General features: G+C 67.3%; 17 protein-coding genes, 1 pseudogene and 1 riboswitch. Of the genes and pseudogenes, 5 read left to right on the top strand and 13 right to left on the bottom strand.

Going from position 1 to position 19,105, the window contains the following annotated elements:
* Positions 1–5: 5 nt before the first annotated feature.
* Entirely contained in the window at positions 6–3,749 is a 3,744-nt protein-coding gene (cobN, locus tag EU805_RS13985; RefSeq protein WP_129764610.1) for a cobaltochelatase subunit CobN, read from the bottom strand.
* A gap of 65 nt (positions 3,750–3,814) precedes the next feature.
* Between cobN and EU805_RS13980 the strand changes: the two genes are divergently transcribed.
* Entirely contained in the window at positions 3,815–4,108 is a 294-nt protein-coding gene (locus EU805_RS13980) for a hypothetical protein (RefSeq protein WP_129764609.1), read from the top strand.
* Between the two features lie 2 nt (positions 4,109–4,110).
* Here the strand turns inward: EU805_RS13980 and EU805_RS13975 are convergent, their stop codons facing one another.
* The 3 genes from EU805_RS13975 to EU805_RS13965 all read right to left on the bottom strand — a co-directional run bounded on the left by EU805_RS13975 (position 4,111) and on the right by EU805_RS13965 (position 6,413).
* Positions 4,111–4,563, bottom strand: a complete 453-nt coding sequence (locus EU805_RS13975) for a GNAT family N-acetyltransferase (RefSeq protein ID WP_129764608.1) — start codon at positions 4,561–4,563, stop codon at positions 4,111–4,113.
* Complete coding sequence (gene cobW / locus EU805_RS13970; RefSeq protein WP_129764607.1) at positions 4,560–5,621, bottom strand: cobalamin biosynthesis protein CobW; 1,062 nt, start codon at positions 5,619–5,621, stop codon at positions 4,560–4,562. Before cobW ends, EU805_RS13975 begins: the two co-directional genes overlap by 4 nt.
* Before the next feature lie 117 nt (positions 5,622–5,738).
* Positions 5,739–6,413 carry an energy-coupling factor ABC transporter permease gene (locus EU805_RS13965; RefSeq protein ID WP_129764606.1) on the bottom strand — a complete coding sequence of 225 codons (675 nt, stop codon included), beginning with the start codon at positions 6,411–6,413 and terminating at the stop codon, positions 5,739–5,741.
* 35 nt (positions 6,414–6,448) lie between these two features.
* Positions 6,449–6,673, bottom strand: a riboswitch (cobalamin riboswitch).
* Positions 6,674–6,909: 236 nt separating this feature from the next.
* Here EU805_RS13965 and smc point away from each other — a divergent pair.
* Complete coding sequence (smc, locus tag EU805_RS13960; protein WP_129764605.1) at positions 6,910–10,365, top strand: chromosome segregation protein SMC; 3,456 nt, start codon at positions 6,910–6,912, stop codon at positions 10,363–10,365.
* Positions 10,366–10,768: 403 nt separating this feature from the next.
* Here smc and EU805_RS13955 read toward each other — a convergent pair whose 3' ends face one another.
* Positions 10,769–10,987, bottom strand: a complete 219-nt coding sequence (locus tag EU805_RS13955) for a hypothetical protein (RefSeq protein WP_129764604.1) — start codon at positions 10,985–10,987, stop codon at positions 10,769–10,771.
* 16 nt (positions 10,988–11,003) lie between these two features.
* Positions 11,004–11,761: pseudogene (locus tag EU805_RS13950) on the bottom strand (IS5 family transposase).
* Positions 11,762–12,000: 239 nt separating this feature from the next.
* On the opposite strand from EU805_RS13950, the gene EU805_RS13945 reads away from it, so the two are divergent.
* Positions 12,001–12,273 carry an SUMF1/EgtB/PvdO family nonheme iron enzyme gene (locus EU805_RS13945; protein WP_129764603.1) on the top strand — a complete coding sequence of 91 codons (273 nt, stop codon included), beginning with the start codon at positions 12,001–12,003 and terminating at the stop codon, positions 12,271–12,273.
* A 148-nt stretch (positions 12,274–12,421) separates the two neighbouring features.
* Here the strand turns inward: EU805_RS13945 and EU805_RS13940 are convergent, their stop codons facing one another.
* The 4 genes from EU805_RS13940 to EU805_RS13925 all read right to left on the bottom strand — a co-directional run bounded on the left by EU805_RS13940 (position 12,422) and on the right by EU805_RS13925 (position 15,694).
* Complete coding sequence (locus EU805_RS13940; protein WP_129764602.1) at positions 12,422–12,769, bottom strand: response regulator; 348 nt, start codon at positions 12,767–12,769, stop codon at positions 12,422–12,424.
* 73 nt (positions 12,770–12,842) lie between these two features.
* Positions 12,843–13,880: a sensor histidine kinase gene (locus EU805_RS13935; protein ID WP_129764601.1), complete on the bottom strand. Its 1,038-nt coding sequence runs from the start codon at positions 13,878–13,880 to the stop codon at positions 12,843–12,845.
* Positions 13,877–15,298 carry an ATPase domain-containing protein gene (locus EU805_RS13930; protein ID WP_129764600.1) on the bottom strand — a complete coding sequence of 474 codons (1,422 nt, stop codon included), beginning with the start codon at positions 15,296–15,298 and terminating at the stop codon, positions 13,877–13,879. The genes EU805_RS13935 and EU805_RS13930 overlap by 4 nt, the downstream gene beginning before the upstream one ends.
* A 147-nt stretch (positions 15,299–15,445) precedes the next feature.
* Positions 15,446–15,694 carry a substrate-binding domain-containing protein gene (locus EU805_RS13925; protein ID WP_255465905.1) on the bottom strand — a complete coding sequence of 83 codons (249 nt, stop codon included), beginning with the start codon at positions 15,692–15,694 and terminating at the stop codon, positions 15,446–15,448.
* A gap of 19 nt (positions 15,695–15,713) precedes the next feature.
* Here EU805_RS13925 and EU805_RS13920 point away from each other — a divergent pair, with 19 nt between their 5' ends.
* Together EU805_RS13920 and EU805_RS13915 are read left to right on the top strand one after the other, a co-directional pair.
* Complete coding sequence (locus EU805_RS13920) at positions 15,714–16,124, top strand: carbohydrate ABC transporter permease (RefSeq protein WP_242494173.1); 411 nt, start codon at positions 15,714–15,716, stop codon at positions 16,122–16,124.
* 3 nt (positions 16,125–16,127) lie between these two features.
* Positions 16,128–17,123, top strand: coding sequence for an ABC transporter ATP-binding protein (locus EU805_RS13915; protein ID WP_129764598.1), 996 nt, complete (start codon positions 16,128–16,130; stop codon positions 17,121–17,123).
* Positions 17,124–17,365: 242 nt separating this feature from the next.
* On the opposite strand, the gene EU805_RS13910 is transcribed toward EU805_RS13915, so the two are convergent.
* From EU805_RS13910 to EU805_RS13905, 3 genes are all read right to left on the bottom strand, one after another.
* A complete protein-coding gene (locus tag EU805_RS13910) occupies positions 17,366–17,920 on the bottom strand; it encodes a DUF421 domain-containing protein (protein WP_129764597.1) in 555 nt (184 codons plus the stop codon).
* A 116-nt stretch (positions 17,921–18,036) separates the two neighbouring features.
* Positions 18,037–18,198: a hypothetical protein gene (locus tag EU805_RS17475; protein ID WP_165351958.1), complete on the bottom strand. Its 162-nt coding sequence runs from the start codon at positions 18,196–18,198 to the stop codon at positions 18,037–18,039.
* A 16-nt stretch (positions 18,199–18,214) separates the two neighbouring features.
* Entirely contained in the window at positions 18,215–19,018 is an 804-nt protein-coding gene (locus EU805_RS13905; protein WP_129764596.1) for a hypothetical protein, read from the bottom strand.
* Between the last annotated feature and the right edge of the window lie 87 nt (positions 19,019–19,105).

Here is a 19,105-nt window from a genome sequence, read left to right as displayed (position 1 = left end):
TCCCGTCACAGCAAGCCCGCGATCCGTGCGCGGGCCGAGTTCGACTTCGGCGTCCACAGTCCGCGGTCGATGGCTTCCTGCAACCTCTGGGCGATCTCGCGCAGGGCGGGCGCATTCGCGCCTTCGATGAAGTCGCGCGTCTCCTCGTCGGCCAGGACCGCCTCCTCGACCAGATCGAAATGATGGTTGCGCACGGCGCCGGTGGTGGCCGCGAAGGCGAAGAGGTAATCGACCGTCGCCGCGATCTCGAAGGCGCCCTTGTATCCGTGGCGTTTCACGCCCGCGATCCACTTCGGGTTCACGACGCGGGAGCGGACGACGCGGCCGATCTCGTCTTCCAGCGTGCGGATCACGGGGCGTTCGGGGCGCGAATGGTCGTTGTGGTAGACGGGGCGGTCCTGGCCCTGCAGCGTCGCGACCGCCGCGGCGGCCCCGCCTTCGAACTGGTAGTAATCGTCGCTGTCGAGCACGTCGTGTTCACGGTTGTCCTGGTTCTGGACGATCCCCTCGGTCTGGCCAAGGCGCTGCTCGAAGGCGGAACGCGCGGCGGTCCCCTGCGCGTCCGCACCGTAGGCATAGGAGCCCCAGGTCAGGTAAGCCTCGGCGAAATCGCTGCGGTCCGACCAGATTCGCTCGTCGATGAGCGCCTGAAGACCGGCACCATAGGCCCCGGGCTTTGACCCGAAGACCCGGGCGGCGGCCTCGCCGCGTCGCGTGCGGGCCGCGGCGGGGTTGAGGTCCTCCGGCTCGTCCAGTGCCTGGATCGCGCGGGCTGCACTGTCGACGAGCGCGATGAGCTGCGGGAAGGCATCGCGGAAGAAGCCCGAGATACGCAACGTCACGTCCACGCGCGGGCGGCCCAGCGTGCCGGCGGGGATGATCTCGAATCCCGTCACCCGGCGGTTGGCGGCATCCCAGGTCGGTTTGCAGCCCATGAGCGCGAGGGCCTGGGCGATGTCGTCGCCTCCCGTGCGCATGTTCGCGGTGCCCCAGGCCGTGAGAAGCAGGCTGCGCGGCCAGTCGCCGTGGGTCTGCAGGTGCGTCTCGATCAGCAGGTTGGCCGATTTCCAGCCCAGTGCCCAGGCGGTGGGCGTCGGCACCGCGCGGCTGTCGACCGAGTAGAAGTTCCGCCCCGTGGGCAGCGTGTCGAGCCGTCCGCGCGTCGGTGCCCCCGACGGACCCGGCGGGACGGCGTGCCCTTCGAGCGCGCGCAGCAGGGCAGCCCCTTCGTCCGGGCCGCAGGCCGCGACGGCAGGCCGGATGCGCGTGAAGATTTGACGCAGGACCGGGGACGACGCTGTCGGGCTGACGCCCGAGGCGCCCCGCCCACCGTCCCCTGCTGTCGCGCTCAGACTGTCGGGGATCGTGCCTGCGGCGAGCAGCTGCTGCGACAGCGCCTCCAGCCGTTCGACGGTATCGCCGTTGCTGCGCCAGCCATTCGTGTCTCCGAGTGCCGCGGGCTTTTCGGGCGCGGGAGCGGCAAGGTCGCAGTCGAGCGGATCGATGGACAGCGCGAAGTCCGACGCCAGCGCGCGCAGGAGCGAGGCGTTCTCCCCCTTGCCGTCACCGCGCGGCACCCGGGCGAGCGCGATGGAGAGGTCGATTTCCTGCTGTCCCGTGGGGCTTTGGCCGAAGACATGCAGCCCGTCGCGGATCTGCGCTTCCTTTAGCTCGCACAGGTAGGCGTCGAGTTTCGCGAGGTCCCCATCCGCATCGCCACCGAAACCTGCGTCCTGGCTGAGCCCTGTAACCTCCGACAGGGACAGGATCTCGCGCCGCAGGTGGTCGAGCCGTCGGGGGTCGAGACCCGCGGCCTCGTAGTATTCGTCCACCAGCGCTTCGAGATCGCGCATCGGGCCGTAGCTTTCGGCGCGCGTGAGCGGTGGGGTCAGGTGGTCGACGATGACGGCGGCGGTGCGGCGCTTGGCCTGCGTGCCCTCGCCGGGGTCGTTTACGATGAAGGGGTAGACGTGGGGCAGGGGGCCGAGCGCCACCTCCGGCCAGCAGGTTTCGGACAGGGCCAGCGCCTTCCCGGGCAGCCATTCGAGATTGCCGTGCTTGCCCATGTGAATCAGCGCATGCGCGCCCCAGTGGTGCCGCAACCAGAAATAGAAGGCGAGGTAATTGTGCGGCGGGACGAGGTCCGGCGAATGGTAGGTCTCCGTCGGGTCGACGTTGTAGCCGCGTGCGGGTTGAAGGGCGACGACCGCGTTGCCGTAGCGGTGGATGGAGAGCTTGAAGCCGGACGCCGGGGCGTCCGGTGCCTTCGGCGAGAGTTTATCTTGCCAGATGAAGGGATCGTCCTCGGGGGCGCCCCAGCGGCTCGTGATCTGCTCGCGGATTTCCCAAGGGAGCGCGTCGAAGTGCTGGCGGTAGATGTCGACCGGCAGGACTTCCCCGCCTTCCGTGTCGGCCCGGTCCGTGAGCCAGTTCGTCGGGCCGGCCATCAGCGCGTCCATCAACGCCTGCGCGTCGGCGGGTGGCGTGGTGTCGTAACCCGCATCCGCCAGCAGCCCCAGCGCGTGGACCGTGGCGGCGGGCGTGTCGAGGCCCACGCCGTTGGCCAGCCGCCCGTCCTTGTTGGGGTAATTGGCGAGGATCAGCCCCACGCGACGCTCTGCCGCGGGGGTGCGTTGCAGGCGGGTCCAATTCGCCACCAGTTCCGCGACCCAAGTGATCCGGTCGCCCTGCGCCTGGTAGGTGGCGATGGGGCATTCGGTGGCGTCGTCGAAGAAGGCCTCTCCCTTGAAGCTGATCGCGCGGGTGAGGATGCGGCCGTCGACCTCCGGCAGGGCCACGTTCATCGCGATGTCGCGGGCGGAGAGGCCCTGCGGGCTGTCGGCCCAAGCCGCTTCGGTTCCGCCCGAAAGGACGACCTGGAACACCGGCGCGTCGCCAGCCAGCGGGTTGTCCGGGCTGTCGTCGCCGTCGTGGGGCGAGCCCACGGCGAAGGCCGTGGCGTTCAGGACCACGGCGGGCGGCGCGCGGTCGAAGAGGTCCGCCAGGGTCGCCGCGGACAGGGGGTCCTTCAGCGAGGCCACGAAGATCGGCAGCGGGTTCAGACCGGCGCGCGTTAGGGCGCGCACCAGCCGGTTGATCGGCGCGAGCCCGCCGCCTTGCACCAGCGCGCGGTAGAAGACGATGGGCACGACCGGTGCCCCTGCCGTCCAGCCTGCGCGGGCCGTGTCGAGGTCCGCCACCCCCGCGCCGGGCCAGTAGACACCGGCCCGCAGGAGGGGGCTGGCCGGGGCAGGGCGCTCGGCATCCGTAACGATGGCACGGGCGCATTTCAAAAAGCGCACCGCGTTCTGCGGTCCGCCTTCAACAAGGTAGGCCCAGAGCGCGTCGTAATCCGCGTCCGCCACGGTCGAGAGACCGCGCAGATCCGGATCCTCCCGGTCGTCGCCCGGCAGGAAGGCCACGGGCACCCCCGCCTCGCGCAGGCGGGCCGCGTATTGCGTGAGACCGTATCGCCAGTAGCCGGCACCGCCGAGGACCCGCGCGATCACGAGGCGGGACTTCGTGGCGCAATCGTCCAGATGAAGGTCCACCGACATCGGGTGCTGCAGATGCATCAGGCTGGCGAGCCGCAGCGTGGGCGCATCCTGCATCGCGGCGCGCGCTTCGGACAGGGCCGCAAGCTCGGTATCGGCGGCGGAGATCACCACGACCTCCGCCGGGGTCTGGCCAAGGTCCACCGGTTCGGTCCCGTCGGACATGGCGCCCGGGGTCGCTGCGAGAAGATGCATCAGGCTTGACCTTTGATTGAGGCGTCACAGGTTGCGAGGCGACCCAGCAGAGAGGACTGCGTGCGATGGATTACAGCAAATCGGGCGCGCCCAAGAAGGGCCGCAACGCCCCGCGCCACACCGAAGCCGGGCAGGGACCGGGGGCTGTGCGCGCCGACAAGACCGATCTGCTGGCCCGCATGAAAGCCGCGCAAGGACACGCCATGAGTGACGACAAGAAGAAGCTCGCCGATATCGAGGGCGAACCCACGGATCGCCCGAACGACGGGGCCGAGAAGATCGCCATCGACGAGCAGGGGCCGAAGACGATTCGCGGCCCCGAGAACATCGACAAGAAGAAGGAAGAAAAGGAAGACTAGGATCACAGGGCCCGTTCCATGAAGATGGAATGGGGCCCTTCGACGTAGTCTCCGAACGGGCCGCAGGGGGTGAACCCGTGGCGGGCGTAAAGCCTGTGCGCGGGATAGAGGTCGTCGCCGGTCTCGATCTTCAGGGCGGGCAGGCCCTGTTCGCGCGCGGCCGCAAGGATCGCGGTGACGATGGCCGCGCCGGCGCCCGATCCGCGCGCCTTGGGGTCGACGAACATCGACTTCAGCTCGCCGTAGGTTCCCTTGTTGGCCAGCGCACCGCAGCCGATCGCCTGCACGTCGTCGTGGGCGAGAAAGAAGCTGATGTGAGGTTCTGCCAGCGCGTCGGGGGAAAGCGCGAAGCTGTGCTCGGCCGGGTACTTCGACAGAAGATACGCGTGGCTTGCGCGCAGCAGGCGCAAGGCCGCCGGGCTGCGCGGATCGGCGGGCGCCACGCGCAGGCTCATGCCGAAAGGGCCTCGGTGATCGCCAGCCGGTCGAGGCCCGCCTCGCCGATCACCACGAGCCGTGCGCCGCGCGGGGTCTGCCCCAGGGGCTTGTCGAAATAGTGATCGACCCGGGGGCCCACCGCCTGCACCGTCAGCCGCATCGGTTTGCCTGCGACCGAGGTGAACCCCTTCAGACGCAGGATGTCGTGGTCGCGGATGACCTGCGACAGGCGCTGGGCAAAGGCTTCGGGGTCGGCGATCTCGGGGCGGTCGATGACGAAACTGTCGAACTCGTCGTGGCCGTGTTCGTGTGCATGGTCGTGGTGGTCGCCGTCCTCGTCGTCGTGGTGATGGTGGTGCACCTCGTGGCGCGCGTCGAGGTCGCCTTCCGCGCCGATCCCCTGGCCCAGCAGCACGTCGACCGGCACGGCCCCCATCGAGGCGCGCACGACCTGCACCCCGTCGCGGGCTTCGGACTTGAGGCGCTTGGCCAGGTCCGAGGCCGCCTCGGGCAGCATCAGGTCGGTCTTGTTCACGACGATCATGTCGGCGCAGGCGATCTGGTCCTCGAAGAGTTCCGACAGGGGCGTCTCGTGGTCCAGTTCCTCGTCGGCGCGACGCTGGGCATCGACGCGTTCCACGTCATGGGCGAAGCGGCCTTCGTCCACCGCGACGCCGTCCACGACCGTCACAACGCCGTCCACCGTCACACGGTTGGCCAGGTCGGGCCAGTTGAACGCGCGCACCAAGGGTTGCGGCAGCGCAAGGCCGGAGGTCTCGATCACGATATGATCGGGGGCGGGATCGCGCGCCAGAAGCGCCTCCATCGAGGGGATGAAGTCGTCGGCCACGGTGCAGCAGATGCAGCCGTTCGAAAGCTCCACGATGTCGTCCTTGCCGCAGGCCTCCTGTTCGCAGCCCTGGAGGATATCGCCGTCGACGCCGAGATCCCCGAATTCGTTGATGATGAGCGCGATGCGCCGCCCGCCCGCGTTCTGCAGCATGTGGCGGATCAGGGTCGTCTTGCCCGCGCCCAGGAAGCCTGTGACGACGGTGGCGGGAATCTTGGCGGCCATGTCGGGCACCTTTCGGATTAGGGGTCAGGGACGGACCGGAAGCGGCCCGCCCGTAAAGGGGGGCGGGCCGAAGGGATGCCCCTCCGGCCCGCCGGGTTCAAGTCCAATCGGGGTCGCTCAGGCGGCGGTGTACAGCCGGTCGTTCAGAAGCGGAGAGCCCGTTCCGCGCAGCGCCTTGGCGGCGGCCAGCACGGCCAGATCGACCAGCGGCTCCAGCAGGATGACGGTCATGTAGGCCGCGCCGAACGTGCCGACGGAGGCCAGCGTCTCGGCGGTGAAGCCCTGGCCCCAGAACGCCCAGAAGGCGACCCAGGCCACGATGCCCGCCTGGTAGGTGGCCGACAGTTTCAGCACCTCGCCGTAGTTCAGATCGACGTAAGGCGTGCCGGGGGCGATCACCTTGCGCGCGACGACATGGAGCGCCAGAAGCGGCACCAGCAGCGTGGTCACGTTCATTGCGTATTGCGGCAGGTCCGACGGGGCGAGGAACAGCGACTGGATCAGCAGGCCGAGAGCGAGGCCGATGGCCGCGGGGGCCGTCCCTAGCAGCAGCAGCAGCGTCGAGCCGAGGATCAGGTGCACTTCCGACACCCCGACGGCCACGTGTGGCAGAAGTTCGAAGAAGACGAAGACGGCGACGGTGGCCAGCAGCGCGCGCGCGATCAGGCTGAGGGCGCCCCGCTCGCGCAGGTTGTCCCACACCAGCTTGGCGCTGACGGTGGCGGCGCCCGCCGCCGTGACGGCGCCAAGCGCCAGTTTCGCGCCCGTGACCAGGCCCGGTTCGATATGCATTGACGTTCTCCCATTCCCGCCATCCCCGGCGGGGTGTTTCAGGTTCCGCACGGGGCCGGTCTCCTGGCTTGCGGATCGCGGCACCTCGTCGCCTTCCCGGGGTGGCCCCAGTGGCATCGTGACGAAGCGCTCACCGCATACAGTCGCGGGGGCGGCTGCGGCTGGGGACCTCGTGGTCGATCGGCCCCGTCCGCATTCCCGGTTGTCTCCCCCGGGCGCTTTGCGCCGTGATCGTGGGAACCTCGTGCGCGATCTTTGTGCGCCGCCCGCGGCGATTCCGTCAAGGGCCACCGAACAGATCACTTGGGAAGGGTACCGCCCTTCCGTGGGGGGGCGGGCGTTGCCCAGTGGGGCCGCCGGGCGTGCCCCGATCTAGAGCGTTGCGCCAAATCTTGTGGATAACTGCGCAATTCCGCCCATATCCGGTGGCCAGCGTTGACAGGCCCGGCCCCGGTGACCATCCTCCTGCAACCCGACCCGTCACAAGAATCGGCTTATGCGCTTCACCCGCCTCCGCCTCAACGGCTTCAAGAGCTTCGTCGATCCCACCGACCTGGTGATCGCCGACGGTCTGACCGGTGTCGTGGGCCCCAACGGTTGCGGCAAATCGAACCTGCTCGAGGCGCTGCGCTGGGTGATGGGGGAGAATCGCGCCTCGGCCATGCGTGGCGGCGGGATGGAGGACGTGATCTTCGCCGGTGCCTCGACCCGGCCGGCGCGCAACTTCGCGGAAGTGGTCCTGCAGATCGACAACGCCGAACGGCTGGCCCCCGCCGCCTTCAACGATGCCGACACGCTCGACATTACCCGCCGCATCACGCGCGATGCAGGGTCGGCCTACAAGGTCGGCACGAGGGACGTGCGCGCCCGCGATGTGCAGATGCTCTTCGCCGATGCCTCCACCGGGGCGCATTCGCCCGCGCTGGTGCGGCAGGGGCAGATCAGCGAGCTCATCAACGCCAAGCCCAAGGCACGCCGCCGGATCCTCGAAGAGGCGGCGGGGATCTCGGGCCTCTACCAGCGACGGCACGAGGCGGAGCTGAAGCTGAAGGGGGCGGAGACGAACCTGGCCCGCGTCGACGACGTGGTGGGCCAGTTGGCCGCGCAGCTCTCGACCCTCGCGCGGCAGGCGCGACAGGCGGCCCGCTACCGCGAGATCGGGACGGCGCTGCGGCAGGCCGAAGGCTTGCTGCTCATCCGTCGCTGGGCCGATGCCGATGCGGCGCTGGCCGCCGCCGAAGCCATCTTGCGCGAGCGCACCACCGAAGCCGCGCGGGCTGAAGCCGCCGCCCGCCAGGCCGACGCCATCCGCCAGGGCGCGGAAGAGGCCCTGCCGCCCCTGCGCGAGGAGGAAGCCATCGCTGCCGCCGTGCTGCAACGGCTGACCGTGCAACGCGACCGGCTGACCGAGGAGGAGGGCCGCGCCACCCGCGCGATCACCACCCTCGAAGGGCGCATCGCGCAGATTGACAAGGATCTGGCGCGCGAAACGCAGCTCAACGCCGACGCGGGCGACAGCATCGCGGCGCTGGAGGCGGAAGAGGCCGAGTTGCGCGCGGCATCCGAAGGCCACGAGCCGGCGCTCGAGGCCGCGGCGGCGGCGGCCCGGCAAGCGGCCGAGGTGCTTGGCACGCGGGAGGCGGACCTGTCCCAGGCGACGGAGGACACGGCGCGCCTTGCCGCGCGGCACCAGTCCGCGCAACGCTTCCTGGACGACAGCCGCAAGGCCGTGACCCGGGCCGAGGCGCAGGAGGACGCCGCGCGCGACGGGGTGGCGCAGGCCGAGGCGGCCCTCGCACGCCTCGACACGGTACTGGAAGACGCGCGTACGGCGGAGGCCGCGGCCACCGCGACGGCGGCCAATGCCGAGGAAACCTTGCTGCTGGCCGAAGCCGCCCGGTCGAAGGCGCAGGCGGCGGAATCGGACGCCCGCGCCGCGCGCTCCGCCGCGGAAGGCGAGGCCAGTGCCTTGCGGGCCGAGGTGGCGGCGCTCACCCGCCTCGTGGAGCGCGACCGGGGGGCGGGGACGGCCCTGCTCGATGCGTTGACCGTCAGCCCGGGCTTCGAACGGGCGCTCGGGGCGGCGCTGGCGGACGACCTCAAGGCCCCGAAGGTCGCGGGCGACGCGGCCACCGGCTGGGTCCGGCTTGAGGGCTACGCGGATGCGGCCCCCTTGCCGGGCCCGGCCCGCCCCCTGTCAGAGGTCGTGACCGGTGCGCCGGAACTGGACCGGCGCCTGTCGCAGACCGGCGTGATCGACGCCGCCGAGGGCCCCCGTCTGCAGGCGGACCTGCGCCCCGGGCAGCGCCTCGTCTCGACCCAGGGCGACCTGTGGCGCTGGGACGGGCTGCGGGCGGGGGCTGCCGATGCGCCCTCCGCCGCCGCGCTGCGGTTGGAGCAGATCAACCGGCTGGACGGGTTGCGCGCGGACCTCGAGAGGGCCGAAGCCGCGGCGGCGACCACCGTGGAGGCCCACGACCGTCTGGCGAAACGGTTGAAGGATCTGACCGAGGCCGACAGCACCGCCCGCACCGCCCGCCGCGATGCGGATGCCGCGGCGACACAGGCGCACCGCGAAGCCACCCGCGCCGAATCCGACCGCGATCTGGCGCAGGGCAGGTTGGAGGCCTCGACCCTCGCGCAGGCGCGCCATGCCGAGGAAGCCACTGCCGCCCGCACCGCCCTGCGCGATGCCGAAGCCGCGCAGACCGAGCTTGGCGATCTCGACGCGGCCCGGGCGGAGGTCGAGGATCTGCGCGTCGCGGTGGAGGCGGCGCGCATGACACTGATGTCGCATCGCGCCGCCGAGGGGGAAGTCCGCGCGGCAGGTGAGACCCGCGCCGCACGCCTGCGCAGCGTGGCCAAGGATCTCGGCGGTTGGCGCGGGCGCCTCGCGACGGCCAGTGGGCGCCTCGACGAGTTGAAGACGCGCAAGGCGGGTTACGAATCCGATCTGGTCGGTGCGCGCAAGGCCCCCGGCACGCTGGCGGCGAAACGGGCGGCGCTGACCGGCGATCTGACCGAGGCCGAAACCCGCAAGACCGCGGCCGGCGCGGCACTGACGGCGGCCGAGGAGCACCTGCGCGAGGCGACCGCCGCGGCCCGCGAGGCCGATCGCGCCGCGTCCGACAGCCGCGAGGCGCGCGCCGGGGCCGACGCCCGTGCCGAGGCGGCCCGCGACACGGGTAAGACCACCGTCGCGGCGATCCGGGAGGCTCGCGATACGACGCCCGATGCGCTTCTGGACACGCTCGACGTGGCCCTGGGCGACATCCCGGACGCCGCGCGGCTCGACACCGATCTGGCCGGCCACCGGCGCCAGCGCGACGCGATGGGGGCGGTGAACCTGCGGGCCGAGGAAGACGCAGCGGAGGTCCAGTCCGAACACGACACGCTGCTGGAGGAAAAGCGCGACCTCGAAGAGGCCATCGCCGCCCTGCGTCACGGGATCGCCAGTCTCAACCGCGAAGGTCGAGAGCGCCTTTTGACCGCCTTCGAGCAGGTCAACGAGAGCTTCGGGACGCTCTTCACCCACCTCTTCGGCGGCGGCGAGGCCCGGCTGACACTTGTGGAAAGCGACGATCCCCTTGAGGCGGGGCTGGAGATCCTCTGCCAGCCACCGGGCAAGAAACTGTCGACGTTGAGCCTCCTGTCGGGGGGCGAACAGACCCTGACGGCGCTGGCGCTGATCTTCGCGGTCTTCCTGGCCAATCCCGCGCCGATCTGCGTGCTGGACGAGGTGGACGCGCCGCTCGACGATGCCAACGTCGGGCGCTTCTGCGACCTGCTGGACGAGATGACCCGCCGGACCGAGACGCGGTTCCTGATCATCACGCACCACGCCGTCACGATGAGCCGGATGGACCGGCTGTTCGGTGTGACCATGGGCGAGCAGGGGGTCAGCCAATTGGTCTCGGTCGATCTGAAGGCGGCGGAGACGCTGGTCGCCTGACGCACTGCGCAAGGCTCGGCGCCTGGGACCTCCGCGCTATCAGTCGTGATGTGCCTGGACCCCAAAACCACCGGCCACGCGGCGCCTTGCCGGGACTCCGGACCTGTTTGAATAACCCGACCTGCGGACGCGCCCGCATGACCTGCGCGCGACAGAACCACTCCGCGGGTGACATCCATCGCCATTGAAACGCTCTCCGCGCCGGTCGTCTGTCGATCAGAGAAGGTTGGCTGGGGTGGTAGGATACCCAGCCAAGAACAACGCCTTATAAGAAGTTTATTTAAATCAGTAGGTTATGCCTTCAATCATATTCCTAAGCGGTAATATGTGTGAACACTTGTGTAACCATTCGTGCGTCAGATGTAGGAAATAGGTGCAATGCTGTCGAGCAATATTCGCCCGGTCATCTGCCAATGATGCTGGTGGCGCAAAGCGTCATGCGACGCGGCGATCGATGAACGGAAAGCAGGTGCTCCTGTATCCCGATGAACGTCTGCCGGATGGCCGCGACCTCTCCCAGTCGGCGTTTCGCGTCGTTGGTTCCGCCATAACTGGTGCGCAAGATGTCGGCGATCTTGCGGGGGGCGGGTTCGTAGATGCCGTGCGTTTCGTAAGCCTGCACGACGTAAGCTCAGGACTCATAGCCAATAGATGACGGTTGCCGCGAGGGCGATGGCTGAGAGGAAGACTTTCGGGCATCGGTCGTAGCGCGTGGCCACTCGCCTCCAGTCTTTAAGGCGACCGAACATGATCTCGATGCGGTTGCGTTTTCGATAGCGGCGCTTGTCGTATTTCACGGGCTTTTCGCGTGACTTTCGACCAGGGATGCAGGGCAATATCTTTTTGTCTATAAGGGCTTCGCAAAACCAATCCGCGTCATATCCCCGGTCGCCTAAGGGCCAGTCGGCGTTCGGAAGACTGCTCAGCAACGCCCTCGCGCCGGTATAGTCGCTGACCTAACCGGCCGTCACGAAGAACTGAACGGGTCGCCCTTGCGCATCGCTCACGGCGTGCAGCTTCGTGTTCATGCCGCCTTTCGTGCGTCCGATCAGGCGCCCACGCCCCCCTTTTTCCACCGCAGACTTGAAGCCGTGCGATGTGCCTTCAGATAGGTCGCATTGATCGAAATCGTCTTGTTGGCGGGGGCTTCTGCCGCCAATCCCGTCATGATCCGGGCGAACCCACCCATGTCGCTCCATCGTTTCCAGCGGTTGTACAAGGTCTTGTGCGGACCGTATTCCTTCGGTGCATCTCGCCAGCGCAAGCCGTTGCGATTGACGAAGATAATGCCGCTCAACACACGTCGGTCATCGACCCGAGGGATGCCATGGCTCTTCGGAAAATAGGGTCGAAGGCGCTCCATCTGAGCCTCGCTCAGCCGATACAAACTGCTCATCAAGCCCTCCGTGGTTCGAGGAGCGTGAATCACGCAAGCGTTTTAACATCAACCAGATCAATGGGTCCTGAGCCTAAGTCCCGCCTACGAGCCAATTCTCACGTATTCTGGTTCCATCCCGATGTTTGCAGCCCAGTCGCAGAAAGCGTGGTTTCGTTCGCAGATAGTGTGGTTTGCCCCCCCCATGGTCGCAACCAATTTGATCGAGAAATGGCCGATGTTTGCAGTTCAGACCGCGGATGTTTGTAGTTCGCTACAACTACGGGCTTTACAACATGACCGGGAACGTCTGGGAATGGGCGGGCGACCGTTTCGGCCCGCGCCCGGCCCCCGGCAAACGCCCCGAGCGCGATCCCCGGGGCCCGGCCGAGGGCCATGCCCGGATCCAGCGCGGCGGGTCCTATTTGTGCCACGAAAGCTACTGCGACCGCTATCACGTCCACTCCCGCACCCGGAACGACCCCGACAACTCCACCGGGAACTGCGGCTTCCGCGTGGCCGCCGACGCCTGATCGCCGCGGCGCGGTTCGGTCGGTCGTGCCGGGTGGGAGGACAGCCCCGACGCCTGTGCCGCCCGCGCGCTGCACGGTCATGGCCGTTGTCCGACAAATGGCGCAGATACAGCCAGACGCCATCGCGCGCGCCAGCGGGTCGGACTGGCTAGGATGTCACGAGGCGGTCGAGCGCGGCCTTGAGTGTGGCCACGGGCACCGGTTTGGACAAGAGCGCCTTGGCCACGTGGTCGTCGTCCGCGAGTGAGCCCACCTGGCCCGAGATGATGATGGAGGGAATGCCGAGGTCGGAGAGCTCCATGGTCAGCCCGGGCCCCGTAGGGCCGTCGTCGAGATCGACATCGACGAGCACCATGTCGGGCGGATCCTGCCTGCAGTGCGCAAGACAGGTATCGGATCGCGTGACGATACCAGCGCAGGTGTGCCCCATCTCCTCGATCGTCATTTCCAGATCCATTGCGATGATCAGGTTATCTTCGCAAATCAGTACGTCCATACTCTACCTCACCGCAGGCAACTTGCGAAGGCGGACTGGGGTTGCGAGGTGGCGAAACAAAATGCGCGAGGCGTTACCGGAATAGGTCATCGGGACGTCCTTCCGCGATCAGACGAAACCCTTCCGCCGCATAAATCATCTGTGGTGGGTTCCCGAAGATGGAGCCCAGCGTCGTCGTGAGGAAGCGCGAGCCATACCCCTTGCGGGTCGGGTCCTGCGCCGGGGGGCCGCCTGTCTCGATCCAGCTCAGGCGGGCCTGCTCTGCGATCTCGGACAACTCGACCCGGACGTGGCCCTGGTCGACCGACAGGGCCCCGTGTTTCGAGGCGTTCGTCGCAAGCTCGAACAGGCACAGGCCGATCACGTTGCCCGAGAAGCTGGACAGCTCCCTGTCGGGGCCGGTGATCGTGAACCTGTCCTCGCCTTCAACGATGAACGGCGCGAGGACCATGCGCGCGAGGCTTCCGAAGGTCTCCGCCCCGCGCTCGACCTGCTCCAGGCTGCCGTGAACGCGGCCGAGTGCGGCCAGCCGCCCCTCGAACTGCACGAAGGCGTCTTCATCTTCTGTCGCCATGCGGCGGGTCATGCTAGCCACGGCCTGAACCGTCGCGAAGATGTTCTTGACCCGGTGGTTCAGCTCGCGCCGCAGTTCGCGTTCCTGTTCGAGCTGATTGCGGATGAGGTATTGGCGCATCCGTGCGGTGATCGCCAGTTGCACCGCGCTTTGAAGTTCCAGACCCGACAGGGGGCGAACCAGGAAGGTGACGTTCGCGCGCTGCCAACGGTTCAGCACGAAGTCGTTCCAGCCCGGATCCGGTGTGCGGTGGTCCAGGATCACGACGATGGGCAGCTCCGACCAGGCGGGCTGGTTGTCCAGAACGCGGCCGATGGCCTCGCGCACCCCGTTCGTGAAGGCCTCCTGCGTGATGACAAGGCAGCCGACCTCGTCGATCCGGGCGGCAAGCTCGGTCTCGTCCAGCGCAGTGCGGGCCGGAATGCCGCATTCGACCAGCGCGGATTCAAGCACTACGCTGTCCGGCCTGCGGGGGGACACCAGAAGCGCGGGCGGAAGGTCGTCCGCCACCCGTTCGGGGACCGGCGTGGGGATCATCCGACCGGATCGAGCCCGGCGATATCGACGTTGCCGGCTTCGATGATCAGGCGCTGGATGGAAAGATCGTGCGGGCCGTGGCGCTTCTTGACGGCGACCAGTTCACGCTGCACCTGGCGTTCCACCTCCCGCATCCGCAATAGCAGCACGGTGTCGCCCAGAAAGCTGAGGTCGAGCATCACCTCCGCGTTATGCCCCAGCAGACCGTGCTGCGCCACGATCAGGAAGGTCAGCACATTGCGGCGCGACAGGTGTTTCAGTAGCGTCTGAATGTCGTAGAGCGCCTGTTCGGGGTGAGACAGCGAGGACATGTAGCCGGTGAAGCTGTCGATCACGACGACGCGCAGCTTTTCGGAGTCCGCTTCCGCCTGGACGATCTGGGCGAACTCCCCCGCGGTGATCTGATCGGGGTTGAAATCGTAGATCCGGAGCGTGCCTTCTTCATAATAGCCCCGCAGGTCCATCCCCAGACCCTCCGACCGCCGGAAGAAGGTCTCCACCCGTTCCTCGAACAAAAACAGCGCGACTTCCTCGCCCCGTTCAAGTGCCGCGGTCGCGTAGAGCGAGGCCATCGTCGACTTGCCCGTGCCCGCCTGGCCCACGACCATGGTGGTCGTTCCGGCCTCCATGCCGCCGCCGAACACGGCGTCGATCTTGTCGCGCCCCGAGCGGATCAGATCGCCGTCGAAGCGCGACTTCGTCGCGATCTCGTGCGTGAGTCGGGGGAAAACGACCACGCCCTCGCCTTGGCGAATATCGAAATCGTGCCAGCCGTCGAAGACGTTCACGCCGCGCATCTTGCTGACCTCGACACGGCGCTTGGCCCTGCCGAATGTCGGAAGCACCTTGTCCAGCGTGAAGATCCCATGGACGATCCCGCGCGACTGACCTTCATCGGTCGAATCGTTGGACACATCCGTATCCAGCAGCATGGTGGTGATCTTGCGCTCTCCGACGAAGGCGCGCAGGCCGATCAACTCTCGTTGATAGCGTGTCATGTCGGCGGTCAGCAGGCGCACTTCCAGCAGGGAGTCATAGACCAGACGGTTGGGCCGGTACTCCTCGATCGCCTGCTCGACCTGTTCGCGAGTCTGGTCGAGCCGCAAATCGGACGTCCGGAAGATGCTCTGACCCGCCTGTGTTACGTCGCTATGTGCCTGGAGTTCCACGACGTCGATCCCGTCGAGAGACCACCCGTGGGATTTCGCGATCTCTTCGAGGTCATGCGTCGTCTGGCTGAGTGTGACATAGAGCGCGCGCTCGCCCCGGGCAGCCCCCTCCCGCAGGAACTGCAGCGCGATGGTCGTCTTGCCGGCGCCGGGAGGTCCCTGAACCAGGTAGACATTGCCCACCGGCAATCCGCCACGGACGATCTCGTCCAGCCCCTTAATGCCTGAGGCTATCCGTTTTTCTGTCATATCGTCCTAAAGCCCCTGCAAGTCGGCGTTATATTTCAATTTTTTGACGGTTTTGTCCATATAACTTTGGCACCGAAGAGGGTTGCCCCGGCGTCGCGCCTGCGACCCGCCGCAGCCGTCAAGCGGGCAGGGAGTCCTGGCCCCCCGTCAGCAGCTTGAGCGCAGCACCAGGTCCGGCGCGACCAGATCGTGGCTCGCCTCGCGCCGGCCCTCCAGCGGCGAGAGCAGGGCGGCGGCGGCGCGGCGGCCGATCTCCTCTCCGTGCCGGTCCACGCTGGACAGATCCACCATCGGCAGGCGCGCCATGGCATTGTTGTCGTAGGAGACGAGCGCCAGATCCTCGGGCACGCGCAACCCGCGCTTGCGGGTAGCCCCCAGCAGATCGACACCGTCCAGATCGCTCCCGATCCACGGGATGATCCTGATCCAGGTGGCCTATGGTCTGTCGTTCTGCATCCTGCTGTTCCGGGCCTTCATCTCGTCGATCCCGCGGGACCTGGACGAGGCGGCCATCGTCGACGGGGCCACGCCGCTGCAGGTCTTCTTCCGGGTGATCCTGCCGCTGCTGAAGCCGGTGACGCTGACCGTGATCGTCGTGCAGTCGATCACCATCTTCAACGACTTCACCCACCCGCTCTACTACCTGCCGGGGGCCGAGAACATCACGGTGCAGCTCACGCTCTACAACTTCCAGAGCCAGTTCACCTCCCAGCTCAACCTGCTGTTCATGAACATCCTGCTCATCACGATCCCGCCCTTGCTGGTGTTCGTCTTCTTCAACCGTCAGATCGTCGCGGGCATGACCTCCGGCGCCGTGAAAGGATAACCCATGGCACGCGTGGTCCTGAACGCATTGCGCAAGAGTTTCGGCGCGGTCGAGGTCATCAAGGGCGTCGACCTCGATGTCGAGGACGGCGAGTTCTGCGTCTTCGTCGGCCCTTCGGGCTGCGGCAAGTCCACGCTGCTGCGGATGATCTCCGGGCTGGAGGAGGTCACCTCCGGCACGATCGAGATCGGCGGGGCGGACGTGACCCGGGCCGAGCCGTCCAAGCGCGGCATCGCGATGGTGTTCCAGTCCTACGCGCTCTACCCCCACCTCACCGTGCGCGAGAACATGGGCTTCGGCCTCAGCCTGGCACGGATGCCCAAGGACCAGATCGCGGCGGAGGTCGACAAGGTCGCGGCGATCCTGCAACTCGAACCGCTCCTGGACCGCAAGCCCAAGGCGCTGTCGGGCGGGCAACGCCAGCGGGTCGCGATCGGGCGGGCCATCGTGCGCGATCCGGGCGTGTTCCTCTTCGACGAGCCCTTGTCGAACCTCGATGCCGCCCTGCGCAGCCAGATGCGGCTGGAGCTGACGGACCTGCACGCGCGGCTGGGGGCCACGATGATCTACGTGACCCACGACCAGGTCGAGGCGATGACCATGGCCGACAAGATCGTCGTGCTGAACGCCGGCCGGATCGAGCAGGTGGGCACCCCGATGGACCTTTACGAACGCCCCGCGACCCCCTTCGTGGCGGGCTTCATCGGCTCGCCCAAGATGAACCTCTTCGAAGGCGAGGTGGCCCGGCGGATGGGCGCATCGGTCTACGGCATCCGGCCCGAACATCTGAAGGTCTCCGACGATGACGGAACCTGGCAGGGCACCGTGCGTCATGTCGAGCGGCTAGGCGCGGACACGATCCTGCACGTGGAGGTCCCCGACCTCGGCCCGGTGCTGGCCCGGATCGAAGGACATCGCACCTACGCCCATGGCGCGCGCGTCTACCTGACGCCGGATCCCGAACGCGAGTTCCGGTACACGCCCTCCGCTGTTGACTGAGCGCGCCGTCGACCGTTCTTTCGAAGCGGGGGAGGGAAAAACCTGCCCCCCGCTAACGAAGGCCCGCCTACCGATGGCTCAGGCGCAAGGCCCGAAGCCGTGGAGCCACCCGCTACGGCCGATGGCTCGAGGGACTTTCACGCGCCCTTCGCGCTTGTGGCAACCGTCATCGACCGGCGATGCGGCCAAAGCGTCAGGGTGCATCCGAGAGAGACCGCACGACCGAGCGAAATTATCTGACCTCACGCGTCACTGCCGCTCTTCGGAATATTTACGCCGGACCGGCGCAGCGACTTCGACATGTCGTGATCCTCGTCCTCGTCCTCATCCTCGTCCGTGGTGAAGACCGAGATATCTCCGGCAGGCTCAAGGATCATCGCCTTCACGCGAGATATACGGTCGATCCCTTTTTGCCGCATGAACATCAGCACTTCGTCCTCGACGATCCGTTCCTTGCGCATGTTGGCGCGCTGCATGTCACCGTTGAAGACGAGAAGGGTCGGGTTCGCCTTCACCCAGGACCGCACGCGGTCCGATCGCATGACGGCCCACGAGATGACGTAGTCCACCGCGATGACCGACGCGAGACCGAGCAAGGCGTCGACGAACTGAACCGATTCCAGGACGATGAAGGACGACAGGATCGAGCCGACCGTGAAGGTCAGGATCAGGTCATACATGTTGAACTTGGCAACCGTCCGCTTGCCGGAGATCCGCAGCAGGAGAAGCAGGACCGCAAAGCCCACGATTGCGGATGCGGGGACCTGCCACAGGGCCCCCTCATTGTCGAAAAGCATTCGAATATCTTTCAGGTCAGGATATGCGGCCCCGGGCACCACGCCGGGGAACCGCCTGTCGTTTCGGGGCGGCAGGTCTCATCGGGCCGACGAAAGCCTGCTGCCCCTACAGCCGGTCAGATCCGGACGCGACGCGCGGCGACACCGGCCCCCGCGGCGGCCCCCAGCCCCAGCAATGACGCGAGGAACAGCCAGAAGGCGGCGGAGGACACCGCGCCTTGCACGGCGTTCACCGTCTCGACAAGCTGCTGCTGCAACTCATCGACCGTCTGGCGCACGGTTTCGACCGCTTCGTCAAAGCTCGCGCGGATCGTGTCGGCGATCTGCTGGGCCTGACTGTCGGAGATACCCAGCCGCGCCTGGAAGCGTATTGGTGGCCTCGGTGATGTCCTCTTCGCTGAAGACGGCGTTCTCGCCACCGATCAGCTGGTCCAGGGCCGCGTTCACCTCTTCGCCAAGCGAGCCCGGGCTCGCGGCGACGTCGCCTAGCGTGTTCGTCAGGATCGTGCGGGCGCGCGCCATTTCCTGCTGGCTGACGACGTTTCGGAAGGCCTCTCGCGCTTCGGTGCGCAGCTGCGCCGGTGTGACATCGGCGTTTTCCAGGGCGGTTTGAACCTGCGGCGGCAGATCCGCGAGCGAGAGATTTCCCGCGATCTGAGAGAAATCGGGCAGCGAGATGTTGTCCGGCGTGATCGCTTGCGCGGCATTGGCCGTCGTCTGCGCGGTCTGGCTGACGAGCGAGGTGGCAGAACTGATGGCGGCGGTGCCCGTGTTCAACCCGCCGAACGCCACGATGACCGTGGTCAGCGACCAGACGGCGGCGCCTGCAAGGGCCGCGGAGATGGTGTCGTGCGAGGCGGCGAAGCGCGCCGCGGCGAAACCGCCGACCGCGAGCGAGATCAGCTGGGTCACGACGATGTAAAGTGCAGCCCCGATCCCCAGCCCTTCGCCGACGGCTTCGAGACTGGCGATCCCGATCGAAAGCCCCAGAAGGGTAAACATGACCATCAGGCCAAGGGCCACGATCGCGCCGACGATGACCGCTGATAACGTGGAGCGTCGATCGTGCGACCGATCGGTGAGGTAGGTTTCAGACATGTTGGTCCTCCGGGCTAAAAAGTAGATAAAGCGTCGGGGAACCGACAGAGCCCCCCGACGGATGCCCCGGCACGGGTCCGGGGCACA

Origin of the sequence: Salipiger sp. IMCC34102 (assembly GCF_004145405.1) — a bacterium.
Classification (GTDB): domain Bacteria; phylum Pseudomonadota; class Alphaproteobacteria; order Rhodobacterales; family Rhodobacteraceae; genus Loktanella.
The sequence above is the reverse complement of the archived record's forward strand: the minus strand, read 5'-3'. Positions and strand labels throughout refer to the sequence as shown.